The sequence below is a fragment of the Georgenia ruanii genome, assembly GCF_009193175.1.
Taxonomy (GTDB): domain Bacteria; phylum Actinomycetota; class Actinomycetes; order Actinomycetales; family Actinomycetaceae; genus Georgenia; species Georgenia ruanii.
In genome coordinates, this window is the sequence record NZ_VUKE01000006.1 from 19,487 (window position 1) to 45,997 (window position 26,511).

Genomic DNA, 26,511 nt, shown 5'->3' on the forward strand with positions numbered 1-26,511 from the left:
CCCCGACCTGCCACGCTTCCCTACGTACCGCCGGACGGCCCGGGAAGATCCCCGCGGCGGCCCGGCCCGGAGGAAAGAGAGGGAGTCCCATGTTGGGTGAGCTCATCGGCCTCATCATCTTCGGCGCCGTCATCGGCGCTCTCGCCCGACTCGTGATGAGGGGCAACCAGAACATCGGCATCATCTGGACGATCATCCTGGGTGCGCTCGGCGCGCTGGTGGGCTACTGGCTGGCTGGCCTCCTTGGGGTGGCTCAGACGGGTGGGATCGACTGGATCCGCTGGATCATCTCCGTCATCGCGGCGGTCGTGTTCATCTCCATCTACATCGGCATCCGCGGCGGCGGACGCAAGCGCGGGATCATGCACTGATCCCGCCCACGCCCGCAGGGCCGGTCGCACCTCGTGCGGCCGGCCCTGCGGCATGGTCGCGGCGCCGGCACCTCAGCCGGCGGGTGGGTCGCCGGGCGCGGCGGTCGGCCGGCTGGTCGCGGCGGCGCCCGCCCCCTCCCCGGCGGTGCCGGCGGCGGTCGCCGCCGCCATCGCCGGCTGCCGCCCCGGGATCGTGCTCAGCGGCTGCGCCCGCAACGTCGGGGTGGCCTGGTCGAGGATCTTGTTGAGGCGTAGCGCGGCGTCGATGAGGGAGAGGTGCGTGAAGGCCTGGGGGAAGTTGCCGATCTGCTCGCCGGTCAGGGCGATCTCCTCGGAGTACAACCCCAGGTGGTTCGCGTAGGTGAGCATCTTCTCGAAGGTCACTCGTGCCTTGTCCAGATGACCGGCGCGGGCAAGGGCGTCGACGTACGAGAACGTGCACAGGGAGAAGGTCCCCTCCGAGCCCCGCAGGCCGTCGGGCGAGGCCGCGGGGTCGTAGCGGTACACCAGGCTGTCGGTGACCAGCTCGCCGTCCATCGCCCGGAGCGTGGAGTCCCACATCGGGTCGGTGGGGGAGACGAAGCCGACGTTGGACATCCTCAGCAGCGACGCATCGAGGACGTCGGTGCGGTAGTGCTGGACGAACGCCTGGCGTTCGTGGCTCCAGCCCTTCTCCATGATCTGGTTGTAGACCGCGTCCCGCTCCTGGCGCCAGCGGTCCACGGGGGCGGGGCGGCCGAGGCTGGCCGCGAGCCGGATGCCGCGGTCGAAGGCGACCCAGCACATCAGCCGGCCGTAGGTGAAGTCCTGCCGCCCGCCGCGGGTCTCCCAGATGCCCTCCTCGGGCTGGTCCCAGTTGTCGGCGAGCCAGTTGAGCACCTCCACCAGCTTGAGCCAGCCGGGGTGGCCGGCCTGGATGCCGTGCCGGTCCGCGAAGTAGACGCTGTCGATCGCCTCGCCGTAGATGTCGAGCTGGAGCTGGTCCGCCGCGCCGTTGCCGATGCGGACGGGACTGGACCCGCGGTAGCCCTCCCAGTGCTCGAGGATCTCCTCGGACAGGTCGCTGGAGCCGTCGACCCGGTACATGATCTGCAGCGGCGCCGCCCCGTCCGCGCGCTGGTCCTGCACCCGGTCGCGCAACCAGGTGGCGAAGGCGGCGGCCTCCTCCCGGAAGCCCAGGCCGAGCAGCGAGTAGACGGAGAAGGACGCGTCCCGGACCCAGGTGTAGCGGTAGTCCCAGTTGCGCTCGCCGCCGACCTGCTCGGGGAGCCCGGCCGTGGGCGCGGCCACGAGCCCGCCCGTCGGGGCGTACGTCATGAGCTTGAGGGTGATGGCGGACCGGTGGAGCGTCTCGCGCCACCGGCCGGAGTAGGTCGACTGCCTCAGCCAGGACTTCCAGAAGCGGACGGTCTCGTCGAAGAGCTGCTGGACCTCGGCCGCGCGCACCGCCCGCGCCTCGGTGGCCCCCGTCTCGAGGACGGCGCCGCGGACCATGCCCGCCGTGAGCGTGGCGCGGGCGTGCACGTCGCCCTCCTCGTCCAGCGCTCCCTCGGCCAGACGCTCATCCCCGGGCTCGCGCACGAGGTGGACGGCCAAGGAGGTGCGCGGGCCGCGGAACACGACGCCGTCGTCGCTCAGGTGGGCCTCGTGGTTCTCGCGGCCGTAGTCGAACCGGGGGGCGATCTCCACCGCGAAGGTGATCTGGCCACGGACGCATCGCAGAATCCTGACCAGGCGGTGCCGGCCTGTGGGTGCCGCGGAGGCCGACACCGGCATGAAGTCCACGACCTCTCCGACCCCCTCCTCGGTCATGAACCGCGTGACGAGGATCGCGGTGTCCGGGAAGTAGAGCTGCTTGCTGGTGACGATGTCCGCGGTGGGGCGCATCCGGAAGTGGCCGCCGCGGGTGTGGTCGAGCAGGGCGCCGAAGATGCTCGGCGAGTCGAACCGCGGCGAGCAGAACCAGTCGACGGACCCGTCGGTGGCGACCAGTGCCGCCGTCTGCAGGTCACCGATGAGCCCGTGGTCGGCGATCAGCGGGTAGTCGGCCATGGTCCTCGCCCCTTCGCGCCGTGCGCGGTCCTCGCGCCGGGATGGTCACCGTCCACCGTCGGCCAGCCGGGGGACCGGGGCATCACCCCGACGGGATGACCCGCCCGGCCGGCCGGTCAGGCACCCTCGTCCCCAGCGATCCGCGGGGGGTGGCCATGGGAGACGCCGTGTCCGTGCCCGTCGCGCGGCCTGCGACCACCCCCGGGACGGTGCTGCTCACCCTGGCGTCGGCCCAGTTCCTCATGACGCTCGACACCTCGGTCATGAACGTGTCGATCGCCACGGTCGCGCACGACGTCGGGACCACGGTGACCGGCATCCAGGCCGCGATCACGCTCTACACCCTCGTCATGGCCTCGCTCATGATCACCGGCGGGAAGGTGGGCGAGCTGGTGGGCCGCAAGCGGGCCTTCGCCGTCGGGTGCGTGATCTACGGGGCCGGGTCGCTCACCACGTCGCTCGCTCCGACCCTCCCGGTGCTCATCGTCGGCTGGTCGTTCCTCGAGGGGATCGGGGCGGCGCTCATCCTGCCGGCGATCGTGGCGCTCGTGGCCGCGAACTTCGCCCAGCCGGACCGGCCTCGCGCCTACGGCCTGGTCGCGGCCTCCGCGGCGATCGCCGTGGCCGTCGGGCCGTTGATCGGCGGGCTGCTGACGACCTACGCCTCGTGGCGGTGGGTCTTCGCCGGCGAGGTGGTCCTCGTCGCGGGCATCCTCGTGCTGGCCCGCCGGGTCAGCGACGTCGGGCGGGAGCGGTCCGGACGCCTGGACGGGGGCGGGACGATCCTGTCGGCGCTGGGCCTGAGCCTCGCGGTCCTCGGCATCCTCCAGGCCGGCTCCTGGGGGTTCGTCACCCCCAAGCCCGGCGCGCCGGCGATCATGGGGCTCTCGCCCGCGATCTGGCTCGTCGTCCTCGGCGGGGTCGTCCTGCGGGTGTTCCTGTCCTGGGAGCGCCGCCGGCTGGCCGCCGGGCGGGCGACGCTGGTCGACCCCGGGATGCTGGCCAACAAGGTGCTGCGCGGCGGGCTGACCGCGTTCTTCTTCCAGTACCTGCTCCAGGCCGGCCTCTTCTTCGTGGTGCCGCTGTTCCTGTCCGTGTCTCTCGGGCTCTCCGCCATCGCCACCGGGCTGCGGATCATGCCCCTGTCGCTGACCCTGCTGCTCGCCGCGATCGGGGTGCCGCGGTTGTTCCCCCACGCCTCGCCGCGGCGGGTCGTCCGGGTCGGCTTCGCGTGCCTCTTCCTCGGGATCGTCGTGCTGCTCGCCCTGCTCGAGGTCGGGGTGGGGGCCGAGGTGGTCACCTGGCCGCTGCTGCTCGCCGGGCTAGGCATCGGCGCGCTGGCCTCCCAGCTGGGTGCCGTCACCGTCTCCGCGGTGCCCGACACCCGGACCGGCGAGGTGGGCGGGTTGCAGAACACGCTGACCAACCTCGGCGCCTCCATCGGCACCGCCCTGGCCGGGGCGGTGCTCATCTTCGCGCTGACCAGCACGTTCCTCACCGGCATCCAGAACAACCCGGCCGTCCCCGCCCAGGTGACGGCACAGGCGCAGGTCCGCCTGGCCGCGGGGGCGCCCTTCATCTCCGACGCACAGCTGAGCCAGAGGCTCGCGGACGCCGGGGTGATCGGGCCGACCGCGGCCGCGATCATGCAGGAGAACACCCGGGCCCGGCTCGACGCCCTGCGCTGGTCGCTCGCGACGCTCGCCCTCCTTGCGCTCGTCGCGCTCTTCTTCACCGACCGGATCCCCGAGCGGCAACCAGGGAGATCGCCATGACCCTCGACGACGCGGCGACGTCACGACACGGCCGAGACGGCAGGGCACCCGCGCCGGTCCCACCGGACGGGCCGCGCGCCGCCGCGGCGGGGATGGCCGCCCGGATGGCCGAGTACCGCACCGCCCGGGCGGAGATCGAGCGCCACCTCCTGCCGCTGGCGACGTCGATCGACGGTGACGCGTTCGACGTCCAGGCCTCCCTGTACGACCTCACGCTCCGTCGCGGCGGGTACGTCATGCTGGAGCAGGCCGGCCGCGCCTGGCTCGGGCAGGTCACGGACCTGGCGGTCGCCTCGCAGACGGCGGGCGGGGCCGGGCTGCCGGGCGCGGACGCCGTCACCGTCCGGCTCGCCACCGGCTCCGGCGTCGTCCTCGACGGCGACGGCACCCCCTTCCACGACGCCGCGGTGCGCCCCGCCGCGCCGGCGGAGGTGGGGGACCGGCTGGGCCACGGCCCGGCGCGGCGCGCCGGCCTGACCGTCGGTGAGCTCCTGCTGGCCCCGGGGGTGCCGGTGACGCTCGACAGCGGCGGGCTGGGCCGGCACACCTTCCTGTGCGGGCAGTCCGGCTCGGGCAAGACCTACTCCCTGGGGGTGCTCCTCGAGCGGCTGCTGGCCGAGACGACCCTGCGGGTGATCGTCCTCGACCCGAACTCCGACTACGTGGGCCTCGGCCGGCTGCGCGAGGGGGCCGACCCGGCGCTGGCCGCCCGCTACGCGCCCGTGCTCGGCGACGTCGCGGTGTGGCGCAACGACCCCACCGCCGACCATCAGCTCCGGCTGCGCTTCGCCGACCTCGACCTCGCGGTGCGGGCCGCCGTCCTCGGCCTGGACCCGGTGCGCGACCGCGAGGAGTACGCCGTGCTCAGCGACATCGTGGGCTCCCAGGAGGCGGGCCGGCCGCTCCTCACCGACGCCGAGCAGCTGCTGCGGGCGGAGACCCGAGGGGCGCGAGAGCTGGGTCTGCGCGCGGTCAACCTCGGTGTCCTCGGGTGGCGGCTGTGGGGCCCGGACCTGCCCTCGCTCGTCGCGGAGCTGCGCGAGCCGGCCGCCCGGTGCACGGTCGTCGACCTCGGCTCCCTCGACACGGTTCAGGAGCAGCGCCTGGTCGCCGAGGCCGTCCTGTCGACGCTGTGGGAGACGCGGCTCGCCCGGCGGCCCTGCCTCGTCGTCCTCGACGAGGCACACAACATCTGCCCGGCCGACCCGCCCGACGACGTCAGCCGGCTGGCCACCGACCGGGCCGTCCAGATCGCCGCCGAGGGCCGCAAGTACGGGCTGTACCTGCTGACCGCCACCCAGCGGCCGCACAGGGTCGACCAGAACGTGGTGTCGCAGTGCGACAACCTGGTGCTCATGCGGATGAACTCGGCCGCCGATCTCGCCGATCTGGGCCGGCTGTTCTCCTTCGTGCCGCCCGGCCTGTTCGCCGGGGCGACGTCGTTCGGGCTCGGGCAGGCGCTCGTCGCGGGCAAGGTGCTGCCGCAGGCGGCGTACGTCCAGATGGGCCGGCGGGTCTCCGAGGAGGGCGGCGGGGACGTCCCGGCGGCCTGGGCGGCGGCCCGGCCCGCGTGACGGCGGCCGCCTGCGTCGCCGGGGCGCCCCGGCGGCCGGCGGGGCGGCGTGGCGCTCTCATCCCCGGCGCATGATGCGAGTCCCGAGACGTGGCCAGCACCGTGGGGGGATGGCCGAGCCAGCAGTGACCGGGGCGTCCGTCGCGCGCGGGGTGCTGCTGCCGCTCGCGCTGGCGCAGTTCATCTGCAGCTTCGCCGGCTCGAACATGAACGTCATGATCAACGACATGAGCCGGGACCTGAACACGACGGTCCACGGCATCCAGGTCGCGATCACGGCCTTCCTGCTCGTCATGGCGGCGTTCATGATCCCCGGCGGCAAGCTCACCGACCGCTACGGCCGCAAGCGGTGCTTCAACGTCGGGCTCGTCGTGTACGCCGTCGGCGCACTCATCAGTGCCGCCTCTCCCGGCCTTGGGATCCTCATCCTCGGGAACTCCCTCCTCGAGGGCATCGGCACCGCGCTGCTCATCCCGCCCGTGTACATCCTCGCGACGATGCTCTTCACCCAGGTCACCTCCCGGGCGCGGGCGTTCGGCGCCATCAACGCCGCGGCCGGCATCGGCGCGGCCACTGGGCCGCTCATCGGCGGGCTCATCGCCACGGCCATCAGCTGGCGGGCGGCGTTCGTCTTCCAGGCGCTGGTCATCGGCGTGATCGTGCTGCTCAGCCGGCGCAGCCTCGAGGATCCGCTCCCGGCCGACCCGACGCGGCACTTCGACGTCCGCGGGGCGATCCTGTCCGCCGTCGGCCTCATCCTGCTCGTCATGGGGATCCTGGCGGCCAGCACGAACCTGCTCCTCATGCTCGCTCTCATCGTGGCCGGCGGCCTCGTGCTGGTGTGGTTCTTCGCCTGGGTGCGCGCCGAGGAGCGGACAGGGCAGGAGCCGTTGTTGTCCACACGGCTGTTCCGCAACCGCACGTCGAACCTCGGCCTCGTCACGCAGAACGCCCAGTGGCTCATGCTCATGGGCACCTCGTTCGTCGTCGCCGCCTTTCTCCAGGTGGCCCGGGGGTACAACCCGATCCAGACGGGAGTGATCTTCACCGCGGCCACCGTCGGCGTGCTGCTCGCGTCGTTCGCCGCGCAGCGGCTGGCCCAGCGCTACGAGCAGCGGACGCTCATCGTCACCGGCTTCGTCGTGACCTGCTTCGGCATCGGGCTGCTCATCGCCCTCGTCCGGGTCTCGCCCAGCGCGTGGGCCCTCGCCCCGGGGCTCTTCGTCATCGGGCTCGGCGTCGGCATCATGATCACGCCGTCCGTCAACGTCGTGCAGTCCGCCTTCCCCGAGGCGCAGCAGGGAGAGATCTCCGGCCTCTCGCGCAGCGTGTCCAACCTCGGGTCTTCCCTGGGCACGGCGATCGCCGGCACGGTGCTCGTCGCCGGGCTCGCGGCGACCCCGGGTCGCAACTACGCACTGGCCATGATCGTGCTCGCGGTGGTGGGGATCATCGGCGCGGTGGCCGGCGCCATGCTGCCGGCGAACCGGCCCGCCGGGGCCCCGACGTCCGCCTGAGGTGCGTCGCCGGGTCCGGCCCGCGCCGGGCGACCCGGTGCCACCATGGGGCGCATGGGTCTGCCCGCCGCCCAGCTCTCCGCGGGCGAGCGCATCGTCCTGGAGACGCACGAGCACCGGCGGCACCTGGTCGGGCCCGGGCTGATCTGCCTGGCGGCGGTCGTGGGGCTCGTCGTCGTCCTCGCCGCCGCCCGCAGCAGGGGCTCCTCGCCTGGCTGGACGCCGCCGCCTGGGCCGCGTGCGTCGTCGTCGTCGCCGTCTTCGGGGACTGGCCGCTTCTCGCCTGGAGCAGGCGCACCTACACGCTGACCACCGAGCGCCTCGCCACCCGCGCCGGGGTGCTGCGCCGGTCGGGCCGGGACATCCCGCTCACGCGCATCAACGATGTGGCCTTCGAGCAAGGCATCGTCGACCGGCTGGTCGGGGCCGGCACGTTGAAGATCTCCGCGGCCAGCGAGCAGGGCACGCTCACGTTCGTCGACATCCCGCACGTGCACCAGACGTCCCTGCGGATCAACGAGCAGGTGCGGGCGGTCCAGGGCCGCTAGCGGCGCCCCGCGTCGGCTCGGCAGGGCGGTCACGAAGGGGCGGGATGGCGTGCAAGGCTGGGCAGATGTCGAGCGCCCGTTTCCTCGCCGTCGGCGGCCACCAGTTCGGGTACCTCCTGGCGGACGGGCCCCGGGCGTCGGTTCCGGTCGTCCTGTTGCACGCGTTGGGCGAGACGTCGGCGAGCTGGGCCGACTTCGTGCCCCGGTGTGCCGAGGCGGCCGATGTCTACGCGCTCGACCTGCGCGGGCATGGCCGGAGCGCCTGGAGCGGCCGCTATGCGCTCAGCGTTATGGCCGCCGACGTGATCGCGTTCCTGGATGCGCTTGGTCTCGGTCGCGTGGACCTGGTCGGGCACTCGCTCGGCGGGTTGGTGGCGTGCCTGGCGGCGTCGGCGGCACCGGACCGGGTGCGGAAGCTGGTGCTCGAGGACGTGCCCATGCCCTACCCCCGTGAGCCGGGGTCGTTGGTCAGGCCCGAGGGCGAGCTCGACTTCGACTGGGAGATGGTCGGCGAGCTCCGCGCGGAGCTGGACACCCCGACTCCCGAGTGGCCCTCGCTGCTGGCCAAGGTCCAGGCTGACACCCTGGTGCTCGGCGGGGGCCCGTCGAGCCACCTGCCCCAAGAGCACGTCCGCGGGATGGCGGCGACGATCCCGGGTGCTCGCTTCGTGGAGATCGGCGGTGGGCACATGGTGCACGCCGCGAAGCCCGATGACTTCGCCGCCGCGGTGCTCGGTCATCTGCGGCGGGGTCGCTGAGGTGCTGCGCTGCGTCGCGAACCGCAGGTCACAAGGTGGGCCCCGTGGGGATCGAACCCACAACCCGCGGATTAAAAGTCCGCTGCTCTGCCGATTGAGCTAGAGGCCCGGGGGTTCCACTCTTTGATCCACGAAACGCTCCGCGGAACCCTCCCCGGAAGTATGCCAGCGTCCGGCGGTCGCCCGACGCGCCCGATCCGTCCGGCGGCGCCCGGGCCCGCTCAGACTCGGGCGGCCACCCGGGCTCGGGCCGGCGTCTCCGGCGCGAGCAGCCGAGCGGCCAGCGGGGCCAGCGCGACGCACGTCAGAGCGAACATCAGGATCCCGGACACGGCGTCGGGCGCCGCGAAGTCGGCGGCCAGCGCCGCCACCAGCGTCACTGCCGCCCACCGCGGTGCCAGCCGCGTCCGCCAGAGGGCGACGGCGAGGGCGAGGGTGCCCGCCACCGTCGCCACCAGCACGGGGACGATGAGCAGCACGAAGGACGGTGCCGTGAACATCGCCGCGGCGATCTCGGCCGCGCCCGCCCGGTCCGGCTGGTGGGCGAGCGGGTACTGGGCCAGCACGTAGGCCACGGGACCGATGTGGAGTGCCCACCCCAACGCCGCGACGACCGTCGCCACGACGCCGAGGCGTGAGCCCCGGGCGCAGAACCACTCGGTGAGCCCGAGCAGGGCACCGGCGAAGCACAGGAACGAGACGACCAGGAGCACGTTCGCACCCAGCCAGCGCGAGGGCTCCGCCTGGATCAGGACGAGCTGCGCGCCGGCGTCGGCGGACGCAGGGAGCAGGACCGTGCCGACCAGGCCGGCAAGCGGGGCGGTGAGCAGTGCGACGGCGGTGCCTCGGCGCGACATCTGGGCCTCCAAGGGAGCAGGGGTTGGTGCTGCCGACGCTAGGGACGGCCGGCGCCGGAATCGTCGGAGATCACGCCGAACCGCATACGAGCCTGCTCGTATGCGCCTCCCACCACGGGTCGACGCCGCACGGGACGGCACGCCGCTACGGTTCGTGCCATGACCGACGACGCTGCCGGCGCCCTGGGGCAGTGGCTGCGGGCCCGGCCGCGGCTCGTGGACGCCACCGTGGGTGCGGTCCTCGTCGCGCTCGGTGCCGGTCAGGTCGTGGCGGCGGGCGGCGGGGCGACGGCGCTGATCGCCGCCGTGGCCATGACGGCGCCCGTGGTGTGGCGGCGCCGACGGCCCCTGGCGGCCGTCCTGGTCGGGTGGTCAGCGCTCTTCGTCGCGGAGGGCCTGGGCGCGGACGTCACGAGCCAGGGCTATGCGGCCGTGATCGCGCTCGTCCTCACTGTCTACTCGGTCGCCGTACACGCCCCGCTCCGCCGGGCGCTGGCCGGCCTGGTCGCGGCGCTGGCCCTGGTGTGGGGTGCGATCCCGTTCGCCGCGTCGCAGACGGTGGCCGACTTCGCGTTCACCGCTCTGATCACGCTCGCGCCCTGGCTCGCGGGCCGCACCATCCGGGACCGGCAGCTGCGCATCGCCGAGCTGCGCCGCCTGGCCCGGGAGCTGGAGTGCGAGCGGGAGGAGCGGGCCAACGAGGCGAGGGATGCGGAGCGCTCCCGCATCGCCCGGGAGATGCACGATGTCCTCGCACACACGGTCAGCGTCGTGGTGGTCCAGCTCGGCGCCGTCGAGCGCATCGTGGAGTCCGACCCGGCCACGGCGCGCTCGGTGGTCGCGTCGGTGCGCGCCACCGCGAAGTCCGCGCTCGCCGAGCTGCGGTTCCTGCTGGGGCTCGACGGCGCTTCCACGGCCGGGCCTCGTCCCTCCCTCGCCCGGCTCGGCGACCTCGCCGACGACATGCGCGCCGCCGGTGTACCGGTCGAGCTGACGGTCAGCGGGGCGGTCGCTGGGCTGCCGCCGGCGGTCGACCTGGCCGTCTACCGGATCGTCCAGGAGTCCCTCACGAACGTCATGCGCCACGCCACCGGCGCATCCGCCCGTGCCCTGGTGATGGTGGACGCGGACGCCGTGCGCCTCACGGTCGAGGACGACGGGGCCACCCGTTCCGCTCCGGCGCATCCGCCCGGGGCGCCCGGGAGGGCCGGCTACGGCCTGGTCGGGATGACGGAGCGGGCCCGGCTGTGCGGAGGCGACCTCGAGGCCGGGCCGCGGCCGGGCGGAGGTTTCGCCGTCCGGGCGTGGCTGCCCCTGGTGCGGGCCGTGAGCGTGGCGTGATCCGGATCCTGCTGGCCGACGACCAGTCGCTCGTCCGTGCCGGGTTCCGGCTCATCCTCGAGACCGAGGAAGATCTCGAGGTCGTGGGCGAGAGCGCCGACGGGCGGCAGGCGGTCGCCGCCACCCGTGAGCTCCGACCGGACCTCGTGCTCATGGACATCCGGATGCCGGTGCTCGACGGGATCGGCGCGAGCCGTGAGCTGGCGAGGGCCGGCGCCACGGCCAAGGTGCTGGTGCTCACCACCTTCGACGACGATGCCCTCGTCCACGACGCGCTGCGCGCCGGAGCGAGCGGGTTCCTCCTCAAGGACGTGGATCCTCCGGACCTCGTCCATGCCTGCCGGACCGTCGTCCGTGACGAGGCGTTGCTCGCTCCGGCCATCACCCGGCGGCTTGTCGAACGGTTCCTCGCCAGTCCGCCGCCGGGCCGACTTCCGGCGGCGTTCTCCCGGCTGACGGCGCGCGAGCTCGAGGTGTTCACGCTGATGGCGCGGGGCCTGGACAACCAGGAGGTCGCCGACCGGCTGGTCATCTCCGCCACGACCGTCCGCACGCACATCACCCGCATCCTCGCCAAGCTTGGCCTGCGTGACCGGGTGCAAGCCGTCGTCCTCGGCTACGAGTCCGGGCTGGTCCGTCCCGGTGAGGGCGCCTGACCCTCAGATCCAGGTCGGACGCGGCCGTGGCCGCGCCAGGGACGTCACGCGCGCGGGCCGGCGGCGTCGAGCACCGCCGCCACGCCGTCGAGGACGCCCGGCAGAGCGGCGGCGTCCCACGTGGCTCCGTCCGCGACCCAGACCAGCCAGCCCTGGTCGAAGACCAGGACGTCGGGGTCGACCGCCTTGACCGCCTCCACCACCGCCGGCCGGTAGAGGGCGGCGGCGACGCCGAGGTCGGTGCCGGTCAGCCAGAAGCGCCGGTCGAAGGCCTCGTCGCCGACCTGGACGTCGGCCCCGAACGCCGCGGTGAGCCGGTCGGCGGCGCCCTCGCGGCGCAGCAGCACCGGCGGGACGGTGGCGGGCGTGCGGACGGCGAGCACGCGGGCGTGGCGCCGCATCCGGGTCTGGCCGCCGCCGGTGGAGTACCCGTAGTCGTAGGCGACGAACTCGCGGGCGGCGCCGGCGCACCGGACCTGCCCGCGGATCAGGTGGTAGGCGCGGCGGTGCTGCCCCGTGCCGAAGGGCGCGAAGATCCACCGGTCGTCCCAGTCGCGGTCGCCCTGTGCCAGGTAGGACCAGCCGCGCCCGTGCGCCAGCGCCTGCAGGGCGGTGCTGCTCGCGACGTCGCCGCGGCGCTTGACCCACCTGGCTGCCACGGTGATCGCCGTGGCGACCGGGATGAGGACGAGCCCGGGGTTCAGGCCATGCCCATCGGCGCTTGCTGCGGCCCACACGTCGATATGCACGAGGCGAGCATCGGCGCTGACGGAACCCGTCCGCAAGCAGCGGCGAGGGACGAACCGGAGCGTGGGCGCCCCAGTGGCCCCCGCCGCCGCCGGCGGCCGCACGACCGCCGCCCCCTGCGCCGGGGGAGGCGGTGAGAGACAATCGCGGGGCGGTGCCCCTCCGGCGCCGTCCCACCGCGGCCACCAGGCCCCGACACAGCCCGAGGGAGGCAGTGATGACCGAGCGACGGTTCCGCCGGCCGGCGATGCTCGACCCCGCGCAGGCGGAGGAGATCCAGGGCGACGAGGACCCGGCCACCCGGTCGGAGATCGCCCACACCACCGCCCAGGCCCTCGTGCACGGCGGGCGCGCGGGCGCCGAGGAGGACCCCGAGCTCGTCCAGCGCCTCGTGCACCTGGTCGACACCGAGGGCCTCGACGAGATCGCGGCCCTGTGGGCGCGCAGCCCGCACACCACCCTGCCCGGCACGCTGTGGCGGCTGTACCTGCTGCGCGAGTGGGTCCGCCGCGACCCGCAGACCGTCGCCGACCGCTACCGGCTGGGCGTGCAGCGCGCGGAGGTGGCGGGCGCCGTCGCCGGGGTGGCGAGCCCGCCGGGACCGGAGGACGTCAAGGTGCTCGTCGACAAGGTCCTCGCCGGCCTCTACGACGCCGACCTCGCCGTCGCCCTCGAGCGCGCGGCCGCCTTCCTGCGGGTCCTCGCCACCGGCTCCGCGATCGACGCGGACTGGATCCAGGAGGACGACGACGAGCTTGCCTTCCGGGTCACCCGGCGGGCCGGCGGGCTGCTGAGCACCGCCGAGGAGCTGGAGGAGGCGGCCGAGCTCTACCGCGCGGGCAAGCTGGACTGACTCGCCCGTTCCCCTTCCTCGCCGCACCGGAATAGGTGATACTCCCCGTACCGGCAACGACGCGGGGGAGGGGCCCGATGGCGGCATCGACGCAGGTCAGGCAGGCGCACGAGGGCGCGGGGCGCGCCCGGGTGAGCGAACGGGAGGCCCGGCGCGTCGCCGAGGCGGCCCGGCAGACGGAGTGGGAGCTGCCGTCCTTCGCCAAGGAGCTCTACCTCGGCCGTTTCCGGCCCGACCTCATCGCCCCGCACCCGCGCACCGACCCCGAGACGGCGGCCCGCGGGGACGCCTACCTCGAGCGGCTGGCCGCGTACCTGTCCGAGCACGTCGACGGCCGGCAGATCGAGCGCGACGCCCGCATCCCCGACGACGTCGTGACCGGCCTCGCCGAGCTGGGCACCTTCGGGATCAAGATCCCGCGGGAGTACGGCGGGCTCGAGCTGGGCCAGGTGCACTACAACCGGGCGCTGATGCTGCTGGGCTCGGTCAGCGCCAGCATCGGCGCGCTCGTCTCGGCGCACCAGTCCATCGGGGTGCCCGAGCCGGTCAAGCAGTTCGGCACCGAGGAGCAGAAGCGGGCCTTCCTGCCCCGCTGCGCCGCCGGCGCCATCTCCGCGTTCCTGCTCACCGAGCCCGACGTCGGCTCCGACCCCGCCCGGCTGCACGCCACCGCCACGCCCACCGACGACGGCGACTACCTCCTCGACGGCGTGAAGCTGTGGTCGACCAACGGCGTCGTCGCCGAGCTCCTCGTGGTCATGGCCCGGGTGCCGGCCTCGGAGGGCCACCGCGGCGGCATCACCGCCTTCGTCGTGGAGGGGGACGCCCCGGGCATCACCGTCGAGCGGCGCAACGCGTTCATGGGGCTGCGCGGGCTGGAGAACGGCGTGACCCGCTTCGACCGGGTGCGGGTGCCCGCCGGGAACGTCCTCGGCCGGGAGGGCGCGGGCCTGAGGATCGCGCTGACCACCCTCAACGCGGGCCGCCTGTCCATCCCGGCGCTGTGCGTCGGGGCGAGCAAGTGGTGCCTGAAGATCGGCCGGGAGTGGGCCCGCGAGCGGGTCCAGTGGGGCAAGCCGGTGGGCCGGCACGCCGCCGTCGCCCACAAGATCGCCTTCATGGCGACCGCCACCTACGCCCAGGAGGCGGTCCTCGAGCTCGCCGGGCACCTGGCCGACGCCGGCCGCACGGACATCCGCATCGAGGCCGCCCTCGCCAAGCTGTTCACCTCCGAGACGGCGTGGCAGGTGGCCGACGAGCTCGTGCAGGTGCGCGGGGGCCGCGGGTACGAGACCGCCGACTCCCTCGCCGCGCGCGGCGAGCGGGCCGTCCCGGTCGAGCAGGTGCTGCGCGACCTGCGCATCAACCGGATCTTCGAGGGCTCGACGGAGATCATGCACCTGCTCATCGCCCGCGAGGCCGTCGACGCCCACCTCGCCGTCGCCGGCGACCTGGTCGACCCCGACGCGGCCGCCGCCGTCAAGGCCCGGGCCGCCGCCCGCGCCGGCGCGTTCTACGCCGCCTGGTTCCCGCCGCTGCTGGCCGGGCCCGGCCAGCTGCCCACCGCCTTCGCCGAGTACGGCCCGCTCGCCACCCACCTGCGCTACGTCGAGCGCGCCTCGCGGCGCCTGGCCCGCGCGACGTTCTACGGGATGGTCCGCTGGCAGGGCGGCCTGGAGCAGCGGCAGGGCTTCCTGGGCCGGGTCGTGGACATCGGCGCCGAGCTGTTCTCCATGGCGGCGGTGTGCGTGCGCGCGCAGATGCAGCGCGCCGACGGCGGCGCGGCCGGCGAGGGCGCGGCGCGCCTGGCCGGTGCCTGGTGCCGCCGCTCCCGCCGGCGGGTGGACCGGCTCTTCGCCGAGCTGTGGGAGAACACCGACGACGTCGACGAGCAGCTGGCGGCGGAGGTGCTGGCCGGGACCCACGCGTGGGCGGAGGCGGGCGTCCTCGACCCGTCCGAGGGCACCGGCCCGTGGATCGCCCCCGGCGCCCCGGGCCCGTCCGCCGTCCCCGACGTCTCCCGCCGGATGATCTCCCCACGGGGCCGGTAGCGGGTCCGAATTGCCGCCGCCCCCGCACCCCGGGTGAAATGGGTCCGACCCGCGGACGCGGGAGCGGGAGGACACGGCATGATCAGGCAGCTGGACCAGGTGGCGGGCGAGGCGTGCAGCGACGTCCTGACCCTCGCCGAGGACGTCGCCCGCGAGGACGGGGTGCCCGCGCTCTCCGAGCAGACCCTGCTCGAGCTGCGCCACCCGGTGCGCCCGGTGCGCCACTTCCTCGTCGCCGACGACGACGGCCGGCTGGCCGGCTACGCCCAGCTCGACCCCGGCCCGAGCGCCAGCGCCGAGCTCGCCGTCGCCCCGGCCGCGCGCCGGCAGGGGGTGGGCCGGGCCCTGCTCGACGCGGTCCGGGCCGCCGCGCCGCAGGCGGCGATCTGGGCCCACGGCAACCTCACCGGCGCCCAGGCGCTCGCGGCCTCGGCCGGGCTGCGGGTGGTGCGCGAGCTGCTCCAGATGTCGGCGCCGCTGGGCCCGCTCGACGGCGCCGCGCTGCCCGGGCACCCGGCCGTGACCGTCCGGACCTTCACCCCGGGCCGGGACGAGCAGGACTGGGTCACCCTCAACGCCCGCGCCTTCGCCCACCACCCCGAGCAGGGCCGGATGAGCGTCGCGGACCTGCAGGCGCGCGAGGCCGAGGACTGGTTCGACCCGACCCTGCTCTGGCTCGCCTACCCCACCGGCGCGCCGGACGCCGCCCCGGCGGCGTCCATGTGGGTCAAGGTGGTGCCCGGGGAGAGCTCGGGGGAGATCTACGCCCTGGGCGTCGACCCGGGCGCCCAGGGGCAGGGCCTGGGCGGCATGCTCACCCGCCGGGCCATGGTCGAGCTCGCCCGGCGCGGGCTGCGCAGCGCCACCCTCTACGTCGAGGGGGACAACGACGCCGCCCTGCGCACGTACCAGAAGGAGGGCTTCCGGTGCGTCGCCATCGACGTCCAGTACCGGTGAGGCGTGCCGGCGGGCCGTCTCGGACACCCGCCCGTCACCTTCTGGTGGGACGATGGGGGCTATGACGAGCTCCGAGCACACCGACGCCATCAGCCGCGCTGCGGACCCGGTGGGGCCGCGCGCCGAGGAGTCCGGGACCCGGGCCGCGGACGGCGTGGCCCCGGCCGGGGGCGGGACGGTCGACGACGTCCGGCCCGACGGCGGCACGGACGCGCGCTCCCCGGACCCGGCCCAGCTCGTCGACGACGCCGAGGACGAGCTCGCCGACCAGCTCGAGACCGACGCCGACGACGAGCTGGCCGCCCAGGCCCGCGCGATGGCCCGCATGCTCGGCGGGGTGTCCACGTCGGCGTCCTCCCTGTCCCGGCAGGTCCGGGAGGCCCGCGCCGAGGCGCTCGAGGACCACCTGCCGCCGTCGGAGGCCGAGCTGCCGGAGGGCCGCTTCGCCGACCGGGAGCTGAGCTGGCTGGCGTTCAACGAGCGGGTGCTCGAGCAGGCCGAGGACCAGGACCTCCCGCTCCTCGAGCGCGCCTGGTTCCTGGCGATCTTCGCCTCCAACCTCGACGAGTTCTACATGGTCCGCGTCGCCGGCCTCAAGCGGCGCATGGCCACCGGCATGGCGGTCACCGCGGCGTCCGGCCTCTCGCCGCGCCAGGTGCTCGACGCCATCAGCGCCAAGGCGAAGGAGCTCGCCGTCCGGCACGCGCACGTCTTCGCCGACGACGTCCAGCCCAAGCTCGCCGAGGTCGGCATCGAGCTGCTGCACTGGGACGACCTCGGCCAGAGCGAGCAGGACCGGCTGCACAAGTTCTTCCGCAAGCAGATCTTCCCGGTGCTCACGCCGCTGGCGGTGGACCCGGCGCACCCCTTCCCGTACATCTCCGGCCTCTCGCTCAACCTCGCCGTGCTCGTGCGCAACCCCGCCTCGGGCAAGGAGCACTTCGCCCGGGTGAAGGTGCCGCCGCTGCTGCCGCGGTTCATCGCCGTCGACTCCGAGGGCCGCCCCTACCGGCCCGAGGACGTCCCGGCCGACGCCGGCGGCCGCACCGCCTTCGTGCCGCTGGAGGAGGTCATCGGCCACCACCTCGACGCGCTCTTCCCCGGCATGGAGATCATCGAGCACCACACCTTCCGGGTCACCCGCAACGAGGACCTCGAGGTCGAGGAGGACGACGCCGAGAACCTCCTCAAGGCCCTCGAGAAGGAGCTCGTGCGGCGCCGCTTCGGCCCCGCCGTGCGGCTGGAGGTCGCCGAGGGCATCAGCCCGCACGTGCTCGACCTGCTCATGCGCGAGCTGCAGGTGGGGGAGAAGGACGTCTTCCACCTGCCCGCCCCGCTGGACCTGACCGGCCTGGACCTCGTGCACGACCTGGACCGGCCGAGCCTGAAGTACCCCAAGTTCGTGCCGGTGACGGCCCAGGGGCTGGCGGAGGTCGAGTCGGCCAACCCCACGGACTTCTTCAACGCCATCCGCCAGCAGGACATCCTCCTGCACCACCCCTACGACTCGTTCTCGACGTCGGTGCAGCAGTTCATCGCCCAGGCCGCCGCGGACCCGCACGTGCTGGCCATCAAGCAGACGCTGTACCGCACCTCCGGGGACTCCCCGATCGTCGACGCCCTCATCGACGCCGCCGAGGCCGGCAAGCAGGTGCTCGCCATCGTCGAGATCAAGGCCCGCTTCGACGAGCAGGCGAACATCACCTGGGCGCGCAAGCTCGAGCAGGCCGGCGTGCACGTCGTCTACGGCATCGTCGGGCTCAAGACGCACGCCAAGCTGTGCCTGGTGGTGCGCCAGGAGCCGGACGGGCTCCGCCGCTACTGCCACGTCGGCACCGGCAACTACCACCCTAAGACCGCCCGCGGCTACGAGGACCTCGGGCTGCTCACGTGCGACCGGGACGTCGGCCAGGACCTCACGCGCCTGTTCAACCAGCTCTCCGGCTACGCCCCGCGCACCCGGTTCCACCGGCTGCTCGTCGCGCCGCGCTCCATCCGCCCCGGCCTCATCGAGCGGATCGAGCGGGAGATCGAGAACAAGCGCGCCGGCCGGCCGGCGTGGGTGAAGTTCAAGGCGAACTCCATCGTCGACGAGGCGATCATCGACGCGCTGTACCGGGCCAGCCAGGCCGGCGTGCCGGTCGACGTCGTCGTGCGCGGCATCTGCGCCCTGCGGGCCGGGGTGCCGGGCCTGAGCGAGAACATCCGGGTGCGGTCCATCCTGGGCCGCTTCCTCGAGCACGCCCGCATCTACGCGTTCGGCAACGACGGCGACCCCGAGGTGTGGATCGGCTCCGCGGACCTCATGCACCGCAACCTCGACCGCCGCGTCGAGGCGCTGATCCGGATCGTCGACCCGGGACAGATCGACTTCCTCGTCGAGCTGCTCGACGTGTCGGTGGCGGACACGACGTCCACCTGGCACCTCGGCACCGACGGGTGGCACCGGGTCAACCGGGGCCCGGACGGGCAGCGCCTGGACGACCTGCAGGAGATGCTCATGGCGCGCGCCCGCAGCCGCGTCGCCGCCCGCCGGTGAGCCCGCGCGCGGCGACGGCCGCCCGGACCACCGTCCAGGCCGCCGGGGCGCTCGTGTGGCGCGTGCACAAGCGCCGGCTCGAGGTCCTCGCCGTCCACCGGCCCCGCTACGACGACTGGTCCTGGCCCAAGGGCAAGGTCGAGGACGGCGAGAGCCTGGTCGCCTGCGCGGTGCGGGAGGTGGCCGAGGAGACCGGGGTCCACGTGGCGCTGGGCCAGCCGCTGCCCGTGGTGACGTACAAGAACGGCGACGGGCGCACCAAGGCCGCCCACTACTGGGCCGCCCAGGTGATCGGCGACGGCGCCCAGAGCGTCATGGGCCGCGACGACGTCGTCCCCGCGCCGGCCTCGGAGATCGACGACGCCCGGTGGGTGGACGTGCGCAAGGCCCCCGCCCTGCTCACCTACCCCCACGACCTCGAGCCGCTGGGCGCGCTGGTGGACCAGTGGCACGACGAGCGGCTGCGCACCTGGACGATGGCGGTGGTCCGGCACGCCCGGGCCCGCAAGCGCTCGGCCTGGAACGGCGGGGAGGCGACCCGCCCGCTCACCCCGGCCGGCACCCTCCAAGCGGAGCACCTGGTGCCGCTGCTCGCGGCCTACGGCATCGAGGACGTCATGACCTCCCCGTGGGAGCGGTGCGCCGCCACCGTGCGGCCCTACCTCGAGGCCACCGGCATCGGCGCGGAGCTGCGGCCCGAGCTGACCGAGGACGCCCACGCCCGCGACCCCCGGCCGGTCCGGGCCCTGCTCCGGGGCGAGCTCACCCGCCGGGACGTGCCCGTGGCGCTGTGCACCCACCGGCCCGTGCTGCCCACGGTGGTCGAGGAGATCGCCCGGCGCACCCCGCACCGGATCATGCGTCAGGTGCCCGAGTCCGACCCCTGGCTCAAGACCGCCGAGATGCTCGTGGTGCACCTGGCCCAGCGGCCGGGCCGGCGGGCCGCCGTCGTCGCGCTGGAGAAGCACCGGCCCGCGGCCTGACCCGGACCCGGCGGCCAGCCCGCCACTGTGGCTGCGACCAGCCCGCCACGGTGGCTGCGACCAGGCTGGCACGGTGGCTGCGCGACGGGGTTGCGGAAATGTGACGCAACCGTCGCGCACGGTTCACCCCGCGTTCACCGTTCGACAGCCATGCGGTCACCCTCGGTCCCTAACGTCGCGTCGTGGTCGGCCACTTTCCCCCCTACGCGCCGGCCCACCGACACAGAGGATGGAATTGACCGTGAAGCTTGCAGGTAGCCGCCGCGTGGCGGGAATGGCCGCGATCAGCGCCCTGGCGATCACCCTGGCCGCGTGCAGCAGCGACACCAAGGCCGAGGAGGGCGCGAGCGCGGACGCCTCGGCCTCCGAGGGTGCCGCCGCGCTGTCCGGCACGCTGCCCGGCGCCGGCGCCTCCTCCCAGGAGAAGGCCATGACCGGCTGGCTCGCCGGTTTCCAGGAGGCCAACCCCGACGTGCAGGTCTCCTACGACCCCACGGGCTCCGGCACCGGCCGCGAGATGTTCCTCAACGGCGCCGTGCTCTTCGGTGGCTCCGACTCGGCGTTCAAGCCCGAGGAGATCGAGTCCGCCAAGGAGCGTTGCTTCGGTGGCGAGGCCGTCGAGCTGCCCCTGTACATCTCCCCGATCGCCGTGGCCTACAACCTGCCCGGCGTCGACGCGAAGAACATCAACCTCCAGCCCGAGACGCTCGCCAAGATCTTCGCCGGCGAGATCACGAAGTGGAACGACCCGGCCATCGCCGCGACGAACGAGGGCGTCGAGCTGCCCGCCACCAACATCGTCCCGGTGCACCGCTCCGACGACTCGGGCACCACGAAGAACTTCACCGACTACCTGGCGAAGGCCGGGAACGGCGCCTGGGCCCACGACGCCGCGGAGACCTGGCCGATCGAGGGGGGCCAGTCCGGCGCGCAGACCTCCGGCGTCGTGCAGACCCTGCAGTCGGCCGAGGGCACCATCGCCTACCTCGACGCCTCTCAGGTGCCGGACGGGTTCGGCACCGTCGCCGTCGGCGTGGGTGACGAGTTCGTGCCGTTCTCCCCGGAGGCCGCGGCCGCCGTCGTCGACGCCTCCCCGGCCACCGACGACGCCACGGACCTGCGCCTGACCATCGACCTGGCCCGCGACACCCAGGAGTCCGGCTCCTACCCGATCGTGCTGGTCTCCTACTCGTTCGCGTGCTCCACCTACGACAGCGAGCAGGACGCCGAGAACGTCAAGGCGCTGCTGACCTACATCGCCTCCGAGGAGGGCCAGCAGCGCGCCGCCGACCCGAGCGTCGCCGGTTCCGCGCCGATCTCCGACACCCTCCGCGAGGAGGTCACGGCCGCGATCGAGAAGATCACCGCCGCGTGAGCTGACTCTCGCGCGCTGATCCTCGATCAGCGCCGCGCGAGCTGATCCTCCTGATCAGAGCGCCTGGTGGGCCGGTCCTGCGGGACCGGCCCACCAGCGCATCCGGGACCCGCATCCCGTATCTTCACTCCCGATGTGTACCGCGATGTCGTCCGGTATGACGCCCCGCACCCCGTCGGAGTGGAGAACCGTCCAAATGCGTGCCTGCCCCGAGCTTCGCGACACCTGTGAGGGACCCGACAAGGCTCGTTCACCGCGCGTTCACCTGCTGCCCGCCCTCCGGACACCGCGCGTGCTTAGCCTCGGTCTCGCCCGGGCGGTGCGTCGCTCCCGGGGATCCCGGACAGAAGGTGGTACGCGTGCGACACGTCGCCGAGCAGGCCTCGTCGTGTCCGCCGCGCTCACGCTCGGGCTCGCCGGGTGCAGCGACGTCAGCACGCTGCCCGGCGCCGGGGCGTCGTCCCAGGAGGTCGCGATGACCGCCTGGATCGCCGGCTTCCAGGAGGCCCACAAGGACGTCGTCACGTCCTACGACCCGGTGGGCTCGGGCACGGGCCGCGAGATGTTCCTCAACGGCGCCGTGCTCTTCGCCGGCTCGGACGCCGCCATGAAGGAGAAGGAGCTGGCCCGGGTCGCGGAGCGGTGCTTCGGCGGCGAGGTCGTCGAGCTGCCGCTGTACATCTCCCCGATCGCCGTCGCCTACAACCTGCCCGGGCTGGGCACCGAGCACCTCAAGCTCCGCCCGGAGACCATCGCCGCCCTCTTCAACGGCGACATCGCCCGGTGGGACGACCCGGCCATCGCCGCGACCAACCCCGGCGTGGCGCTGCCCGACCTGCCGGTCGTGCCGGTCAACCGCTCGGACAACTCCGGCACCACCGAGAACTTCACCGAGTACCTCGCCGCCGCGGCCGGCGGCGCCTGGCCGCACGAGCCGAGCCAGACGTGGCCGCGCTCGGGCACCCAGTCCGGCGCCCAGACCTCGGGCCTGATCGGCACCCTGCAGGGCGCCGAGGGCACCATCGGCTACGCCGACGCCGCCCAGGTCCCGGACACCCTCGGCACCGTCGCGGTCGGGGTGGGCGAGGACTTCGTGCCGGTCTCGCCGGAGGCGGCCGCGGCCGTCGTCGACGTCTCGGCGCCGGCTCCGGACGCCACGGACCTGCGCGTGACCGTGGACCTCGCCCGCGACACCACGCAGGCCGGCACCTACCCGGTGGTGCTCATCTCCTACACCCTCGCCTGCTCGCGCTACGACAGCGAGCCCGACGTCGCCAACGTCAAGGCGCTGCTGAGCTACATCGCCTCCGAGCCGGGGCAGCAGCGCGCGGCCGACCCGGACGTCGCCGGGTCCGCCCCGATCTCGGCGGCGTTGCGCCAGCGGGTGGACGCCGCCATCGGCCAGATCGCCGTCGCGGCCCCGTGAACCGAACGACCAGAACTACGACACAACGCGGAGGATCCGTGGTAGCCGCCAGCACACCCGAGGCCCCGCCCCGGGACCAGACCAGCCTTCGGCTGAGCCGTCCCCCGGGCCGCCTGGGCAACCCGGTCTTCGCCGGCATCTCGACCGGCGCGGGGATCGTCATCCTCGTCATCCTGGCGGCGGTGGCCGGCTTCCTGCTGGTGCGCTCCTGGCCCGCGATCAGCGCCTCCCAGGCGGAGTACGCCGAGGTCGGCTTCATGGGCGGCGAGAACCTGTGGCAGTACATCGCCCCGCTCATCTTCGGCACGCTGCTCTCCTCCGCGCTGGCGCTCCTCATCGCCGTGCCGCTGAGCATCGCCATCGCGCTGTTCATCTCGCACTACGCCCCGCGCCGCGCCGCGCAGGGGCTGGGCTACCTCGTCGACCTCCTCGCCGCGATCCCCTCGGTGGTCTACGGCATGTGGGGCATGGCCTGGCTCGTGCCGGTGCTCAACCCCGCCTTCACGTGGGTGAGCGACACCCTCGGCTTCATCCCCCCGCTCAGCGGCTTCCAGGCCCCGGCGAAGAACATCATGACCGCCGGCATCGTGCTGGCGGTGATGATTCTCCCGATCATCACCGCGACCATCCGCGAGGTGTTCCTCCAGACCCCGCGCCTGCACGAGGAGGCCTCCCTCGCGCTGGGCGCGACGCGGTGGGAGATGATCCGGATGGCCGTCTTCCCGTTCGGCCGCTCGGGCATCATCAGCGCCTCGATGCTCGGCCTCGGCCGCGCCCTGGGCGAGACGATGGCCGTGCTGATGATCCTGTCGCCCGGGTTCCTCATCAACTTCTATCTGCTCAAGCCGGGGCAGCACCAGTCGATCGCGGCGAACATCGCGAACCAGTTCCCGGAGGCCTCCGGGCTGGGCGCCGACGTCCTCATCGCGACCGGGCTCGCCCTGTTCGCCATCACCTTCGGCGTGAACCTCGTCGCGCGCTGGATCATCGCGCGCCGCGCCGAGTTCTCGGGAGCGAACTGATGACCGCCACCACCTCCACCCTCACCACGCGCGCCGGCCGGCTGCCGGGCTGGACGCCGTGGGCCGTCCTCGCTGGCTCGTTCGCCCTCGTCCTCGTCCTCATGGTGCTGTTCGGCCAGCCCACCGTGGCCTCCGTGGCCTTCCTCGGCGCGCTGCTGTTCATCGTCGTCAACTGGGCGGTGTACCGCCGCGTCGAGGGCCAGCGGCCGGCCAAGGACCGCCTGGCGACGTCCCTCGTCACCGGCGCCTTCGTGCTGGCGATGGTCCCGCTGGTCTCCCTGGTGTGGATCGTCCTCAGGAACGGCCTGAAGCTGTTCAGCTGGGAGTTCCTCACCACCGACATGACCGGGGTCTTCGGTGACATGACCTCCGGCGGTGCCGCGCACGCGATCATCGGCACGCTGTGGGTCACCGGGATCGCCTCGGTCATCTCGATCCCGCTGGGCATCTTCACCGCGATCTACCTCGTGGAGTACGGCAAGGGCCGCCTGGCCCGGGCGATCACCGTGCTCGTCGACGTCATGACCGGCATCCCCTCGATCGTCGCCGGCCTGTTCGCCTTCGCGCTGTTCACCATCCTCGTCGGCCCCGCGTACCGCTCGGCGTTCATGGGCGCCGTCGCGCTCGCCGTGCTCATGACGCCGGTCGTCATCCGCTCCGTGGAGGAGATGCTCCGCCTGGTGCCCAACGAGCTGCGGGAGGCCGCCTACGCGCTCGGCGTGCCGAAGTGGCTGACCATCGTCAAGGTCGTGCTGCGCACCGCCATCGCCGGCATCACCACCGGCGTGATGATCGCCATCGCCCGCGTCATCGGGGAGACCGCGCCGCTGCTGATGACGGTGGGCATCATCTCCAACATCAACAACGACCCCTTCGAGGGGCGGATGGCGACCCTGCCGGTGTTCGCCTACCGGCAGTTCGCCCAGGGCGGCGTCGGCCTCGACCGCTCGTGGGCCGCGGCGCTGACCCTCGTCGCGATCGTCATGCTCCTCAACCTCGCCGCGCGCCTCGTGAGCCGGTACTTCGCCCCGAAGGGTGAGCGCTGATGCCGCTCACCCGCCCCCGCCCCTGCCTCGCCGGCCTCACCGCCGCCCTTCTAGGAAGGAACGCCCGTGTCTAAGCGCATCGACGTCCGGAACCTCAACGTCTACTACGGGGACTTTCTCGCCGTCGAGGACGTCAACATGACGATCGAGCCGAAGTCCATCACCGCGCTCATCGGCCCGTCCGGCTGCGGCAAGTCCACCTTCCTGCGCACCCTCAACCGCATGCACGAGGTCATCCCCGGCGCCCGCGTCGAGGGCGAGGCCGTCATGGACGGGCAGAACCTCTACGCCCCCGACGTCGACCCGGTCATGGTCCGCCGCCAGGTCGGCATGGTGTTCCAGCGGCCCAACCCCTTCCCCACGATGTCCATCGCGGACAACGTGCTCGCCGGGGTGCGGCTCAACAACCGCAAGATCCGCAAGCACGACGCCGAAGAGCTCGTCGAGCGCGCGCTCACCGGCGCCAACCTGTGGAACGAGGTCAAGGACCGCCTCGACCGGCCCGGCTCCTCCCTCTCCGGCGGCCAGCAGCAGCGCCTGTGCATCGCCCGGGCGATCGCCGTCGAGCCGGAGGTGCTGCTCATGGACGAGCCCTGCTCGGCCCTGGACCCCATCTCCACCCTGGCCATCGAGGACCTCATGTCCCGGCTGAAGGACGAGTACACGATCGTCATCGTCACCCACAACATGCAGCAGGCGGCCCGCGTCTCCGACCGCACCGGCTTCTTCAACATCGCCGGCACCGGCAAGCCGGGGCACCTGATCGAGTTCGACGACACCGACAAGATGTTCTCCTCCCCGGCGAAGAAGGAGACCGAGGACTACATCTCCGGCCGCTTCGGGTGAGCCCCCGGGGGCGCCAGCGGTGAGCCGGCGGGTGCGCCAGCACAGGTGAGCGGCGCGCCGACGGCGCTCGTCGTGCCCGCGACGACGACGGCCCGGACGGTCAGCACTGACCGGCCGGGCCGTCGTCGTCGTGTGGAGGACGGCGGCCGGGCGCGCCCGGGCGGGCAACCTCGCGGGCCAGTCGGCGATGGTCTCGGCGGCCACCGCGGTCGTCGTCAGGCGCCGAGCAGGCCGAACAGCGCGGCGAGGGCGGCGGCGGTCAGCCCGGCGCCGGGGATGGTGAGGACCCAGGCGACGCCGATCTTGCCGGCCACCCCCCAGCGCACCGCCGACAGGCGCCGGGTGGCGCCCACGCCCATGATGGCCGCGGTGATGGTCTGGGTGGTGGAGACCGGTGCGTGGAAGAGGTACGCGGCGCCGTAGAGCAGGCTCGCGGCGACCGACTCGGCGACGAACCCGCGGGCCGGGTCGAGCTCGATGACCCGGCGGCCCAGCGTCCGCATGATGCGCCAGCCCCCGGCGTAGGTGCCCGCGGCGATGGCGATCGCCGCGACGATCGTGACCCACAGCGGGATGGAGGGGCCCTGGTGCAGCCCGCCGGCGACGAGCGCGAGGGTGATCACGCCCATCGTCTTCTGGGCGTCCTGCAGCCCGTGCCCGAGCGCCATCGCCGCCGCGGAGACGCTCTGCGCCATCCGGAACCGGCGCATGGTGGGCGCGAACGCCCGGCGGTGCACCGCCCACAGCACGCCGACCATGCCGACGTAGCCCAGGACGAGGCCGAGCACGAGCGAGAGGACCATCGGCAGCGCGACCAGCCCGGCCAGCACGTCCCAGTGCACGGTGGTGCCGGCGGCGATGCCGGCGCCGGCCAGGCCGCCGATGAGGGCGTACGTCGAGGACGAGGGCAGGCCGAACCACCACGTCAAGAGGTTCCACGCGATGGCACCGCCGAGGCCGGCGAGCACCACGGCCAGGCCGGCAACCCCCGACGGCGGGCTGATGATGCCCGAGCCGATGGTCTGCGCCACGCCGGTGCCCAGCAGCGCCCCGAGCAGGTTCATCGCGGCCGCCATGGCCACGGCGAGCCGCGGGGTCAGCGCCCGGGTGGAGACCGACGTGGCGATGGCGTTGGCGGCGTCGTGGAAGCCGTTGGTGAAGTCGAAGAACAGCGCCACGGCCACGACGACCACGACGAGGGCGACGACGAGGTCCACG

At 73.5% G+C, this 26,511-nt stretch carries 22 protein-coding genes and 1 tRNA gene; 18 read left to right on the forward strand and 5 right to left on the reverse strand.

Annotation, left to right across the window (positions count from 1 at the left end; all coding sequences use genetic code 11):
- Positions 1-89 precede the first annotated feature (89 nt).
- Positions 90-371 carry a GlsB/YeaQ/YmgE family stress response membrane protein gene (locus GD880_RS07830; RefSeq protein ID WP_193314408.1) on the forward strand — a complete coding sequence of 94 codons (282 nt, stop codon included), beginning with the start codon at positions 90-92 and terminating at the stop codon, positions 369-371.
- A gap of 72 nt (positions 372-443) precedes the next feature.
- Here GD880_RS07830 and GD880_RS07835 read toward each other — a convergent pair whose 3' ends face one another.
- On the reverse strand, positions 444-2,423 hold the full coding sequence (locus tag GD880_RS07835; protein ID WP_152231074.1) for a glycoside hydrolase family 15 protein: 1,980 nt from the start codon (positions 2,421-2,423) through the stop codon (positions 444-446).
- Positions 2,424-2,578: 155 nt separating this feature from the next.
- On the opposite strand from GD880_RS07835, the gene GD880_RS07840 reads away from it, so the two are divergent.
- The 5 genes from GD880_RS07840 to GD880_RS07865 all read left to right on the forward strand — a co-directional run bounded on the left by GD880_RS07840 (position 2,579) and on the right by GD880_RS07865 (position 8,594).
- On the forward strand, positions 2,579-4,198 hold the full coding sequence (locus GD880_RS07840) for an MFS transporter (RefSeq protein WP_152231075.1): 1,620 nt from the start codon (positions 2,579-2,581) through the stop codon (positions 4,196-4,198).
- Entirely contained in the window at positions 4,195-5,772 is a 1,578-nt protein-coding gene (locus GD880_RS07845; protein WP_226909466.1) for an ATP-binding protein, read from the forward strand. The genes GD880_RS07840 and GD880_RS07845 overlap by 4 nt, the downstream gene beginning before the upstream one ends.
- 109 nt (positions 5,773-5,881) lie before the next feature.
- Positions 5,882-7,288, forward strand: coding sequence for an MFS transporter (locus GD880_RS07850; protein WP_152231076.1), 1,407 nt, complete (start codon positions 5,882-5,884; stop codon positions 7,286-7,288).
- Positions 7,289-7,503: 215 nt separating this feature from the next.
- On the forward strand, positions 7,504-7,836 hold the full coding sequence (locus tag GD880_RS20655) for a PH domain-containing protein (protein ID WP_226909481.1): 333 nt from the start codon (positions 7,504-7,506) through the stop codon (positions 7,834-7,836).
- Positions 7,837-7,901: 65 nt separating this feature from the next.
- The gene (locus GD880_RS07865; protein WP_152231077.1) at positions 7,902-8,594 is read left to right on the forward strand and encodes an alpha/beta fold hydrolase; all 693 of its coding nucleotides are present in this window, start codon (positions 7,902-7,904) and stop codon (positions 8,592-8,594) included.
- A 36-nt stretch (positions 8,595-8,630) separates the two neighbouring features.
- On the opposite strand, the gene GD880_RS07870 is transcribed toward GD880_RS07865, so the two are convergent.
- Both GD880_RS07870 and GD880_RS07875 read right to left on the reverse strand, forming a co-directional pair.
- Positions 8,631-8,703 (reverse strand) — tRNA-Lys (locus tag GD880_RS07870).
- 112 nt (positions 8,704-8,815) lie between these two features.
- Positions 8,816-9,451 carry a hypothetical protein gene (locus tag GD880_RS07875; protein ID WP_152231078.1) on the reverse strand — a complete coding sequence of 212 codons (636 nt, stop codon included), beginning with the start codon at positions 9,449-9,451 and terminating at the stop codon, positions 8,816-8,818.
- Between the two features lie 159 nt (positions 9,452-9,610).
- On the opposite strand from GD880_RS07875, the gene GD880_RS07880 reads away from it, so the two are divergent.
- Both GD880_RS07880 and GD880_RS07885 read left to right on the forward strand, forming a co-directional pair.
- Positions 9,611-10,792, forward strand: a complete 1,182-nt coding sequence (locus GD880_RS07880) for a sensor histidine kinase (protein WP_152231079.1) — start codon at positions 9,611-9,613, stop codon at positions 10,790-10,792.
- Positions 10,789-11,448 carry a response regulator gene (locus GD880_RS07885; RefSeq protein ID WP_152231080.1) on the forward strand — a complete coding sequence of 220 codons (660 nt, stop codon included), beginning with the start codon at positions 10,789-10,791 and terminating at the stop codon, positions 11,446-11,448. The genes GD880_RS07880 and GD880_RS07885 overlap by 4 nt, the downstream gene beginning before the upstream one ends.
- A 44-nt stretch (positions 11,449-11,492) precedes the next feature.
- On the opposite strand, the gene GD880_RS07890 is transcribed toward GD880_RS07885, so the two are convergent.
- Positions 11,493-12,197 (reverse strand): hypothetical protein, encoded by a 705-nt coding sequence (locus tag GD880_RS07890; RefSeq protein ID WP_152231081.1) that lies wholly within the window; start codon positions 12,195-12,197, stop codon positions 11,493-11,495.
- Positions 12,198-12,412: 215 nt separating this feature from the next.
- Here GD880_RS07890 and GD880_RS07895 point away from each other — a divergent pair, with 215 nt between their 5' ends.
- The 10 genes from GD880_RS07895 (at position 12,413) to pstB (ending at position 25,293) form a co-directional block, all read left to right on the forward strand.
- Positions 12,413-13,048 carry a hypothetical protein gene (locus GD880_RS07895; protein WP_226909467.1) on the forward strand — a complete coding sequence of 212 codons (636 nt, stop codon included), beginning with the start codon at positions 12,413-12,415 and terminating at the stop codon, positions 13,046-13,048.
- Positions 13,049-13,125: 77 nt separating this feature from the next.
- Positions 13,126-15,099 (forward strand): acyl-CoA dehydrogenase family protein, encoded by a 1,974-nt coding sequence (locus tag GD880_RS07900; protein WP_152231082.1) that lies wholly within the window; start codon positions 13,126-13,128, stop codon positions 15,097-15,099.
- 78 nt (positions 15,100-15,177) lie between these two features.
- Positions 15,178-16,056, forward strand: coding sequence for a mycothiol synthase (mshD, locus tag GD880_RS07905; protein WP_152231083.1), 879 nt, complete (start codon positions 15,178-15,180; stop codon positions 16,054-16,056).
- 61 nt (positions 16,057-16,117) lie between these two features.
- Positions 16,118-18,595: an RNA degradosome polyphosphate kinase gene (locus tag GD880_RS07910; RefSeq protein ID WP_226909468.1), complete on the forward strand. Its 2,478-nt coding sequence runs from the start codon at positions 16,118-16,120 to the stop codon at positions 18,593-18,595.
- A complete protein-coding gene (locus GD880_RS07915) occupies positions 18,592-19,578 on the forward strand; it encodes an NUDIX hydrolase (protein WP_152231084.1) in 987 nt (328 codons plus the stop codon). The genes GD880_RS07910 and GD880_RS07915 overlap by 4 nt, the downstream gene beginning before the upstream one ends.
- Positions 19,579-19,819: 241 nt before the next feature.
- Entirely contained in the window at positions 19,820-20,953 is a 1,134-nt protein-coding gene (pstS, locus tag GD880_RS07920; RefSeq protein WP_226909469.1) for a phosphate ABC transporter substrate-binding protein PstS, read from the forward strand.
- A 388-nt stretch (positions 20,954-21,341) separates the two neighbouring features.
- Positions 21,342-22,379, forward strand: coding sequence for a phosphate ABC transporter substrate-binding protein PstS (locus GD880_RS07925; RefSeq protein ID WP_226909470.1), 1,038 nt, complete (start codon positions 21,342-21,344; stop codon positions 22,377-22,379).
- A 38-nt stretch (positions 22,380-22,417) separates the two neighbouring features.
- Complete coding sequence (gene pstC / locus GD880_RS07930) at positions 22,418-23,401, forward strand: phosphate ABC transporter permease subunit PstC (protein WP_152231087.1); 984 nt, start codon at positions 22,418-22,420, stop codon at positions 23,399-23,401.
- Positions 23,401-24,447 (forward strand): phosphate ABC transporter permease PstA, encoded by a 1,047-nt coding sequence (pstA, locus tag GD880_RS07935; protein WP_152231088.1) that lies wholly within the window; start codon positions 23,401-23,403, stop codon positions 24,445-24,447. The genes pstC and pstA overlap by 1 nt, the downstream gene beginning before the upstream one ends.
- A gap of 66 nt (positions 24,448-24,513) precedes the next feature.
- Complete coding sequence (gene pstB, locus GD880_RS07940) at positions 24,514-25,293, forward strand: phosphate ABC transporter ATP-binding protein PstB (RefSeq protein ID WP_152231089.1); 780 nt, start codon at positions 24,514-24,516, stop codon at positions 25,291-25,293.
- Between the two features lie 215 nt (positions 25,294-25,508).
- Here pstB and GD880_RS07945 read toward each other — a convergent pair whose 3' ends face one another.
- Complete coding sequence (locus GD880_RS07945; protein WP_152231090.1) at positions 25,509-26,510, reverse strand: inorganic phosphate transporter; 1,002 nt, start codon at positions 26,508-26,510, stop codon at positions 25,509-25,511.
- Between the last annotated feature and the right edge of the window lies 1 nt (position 26,511).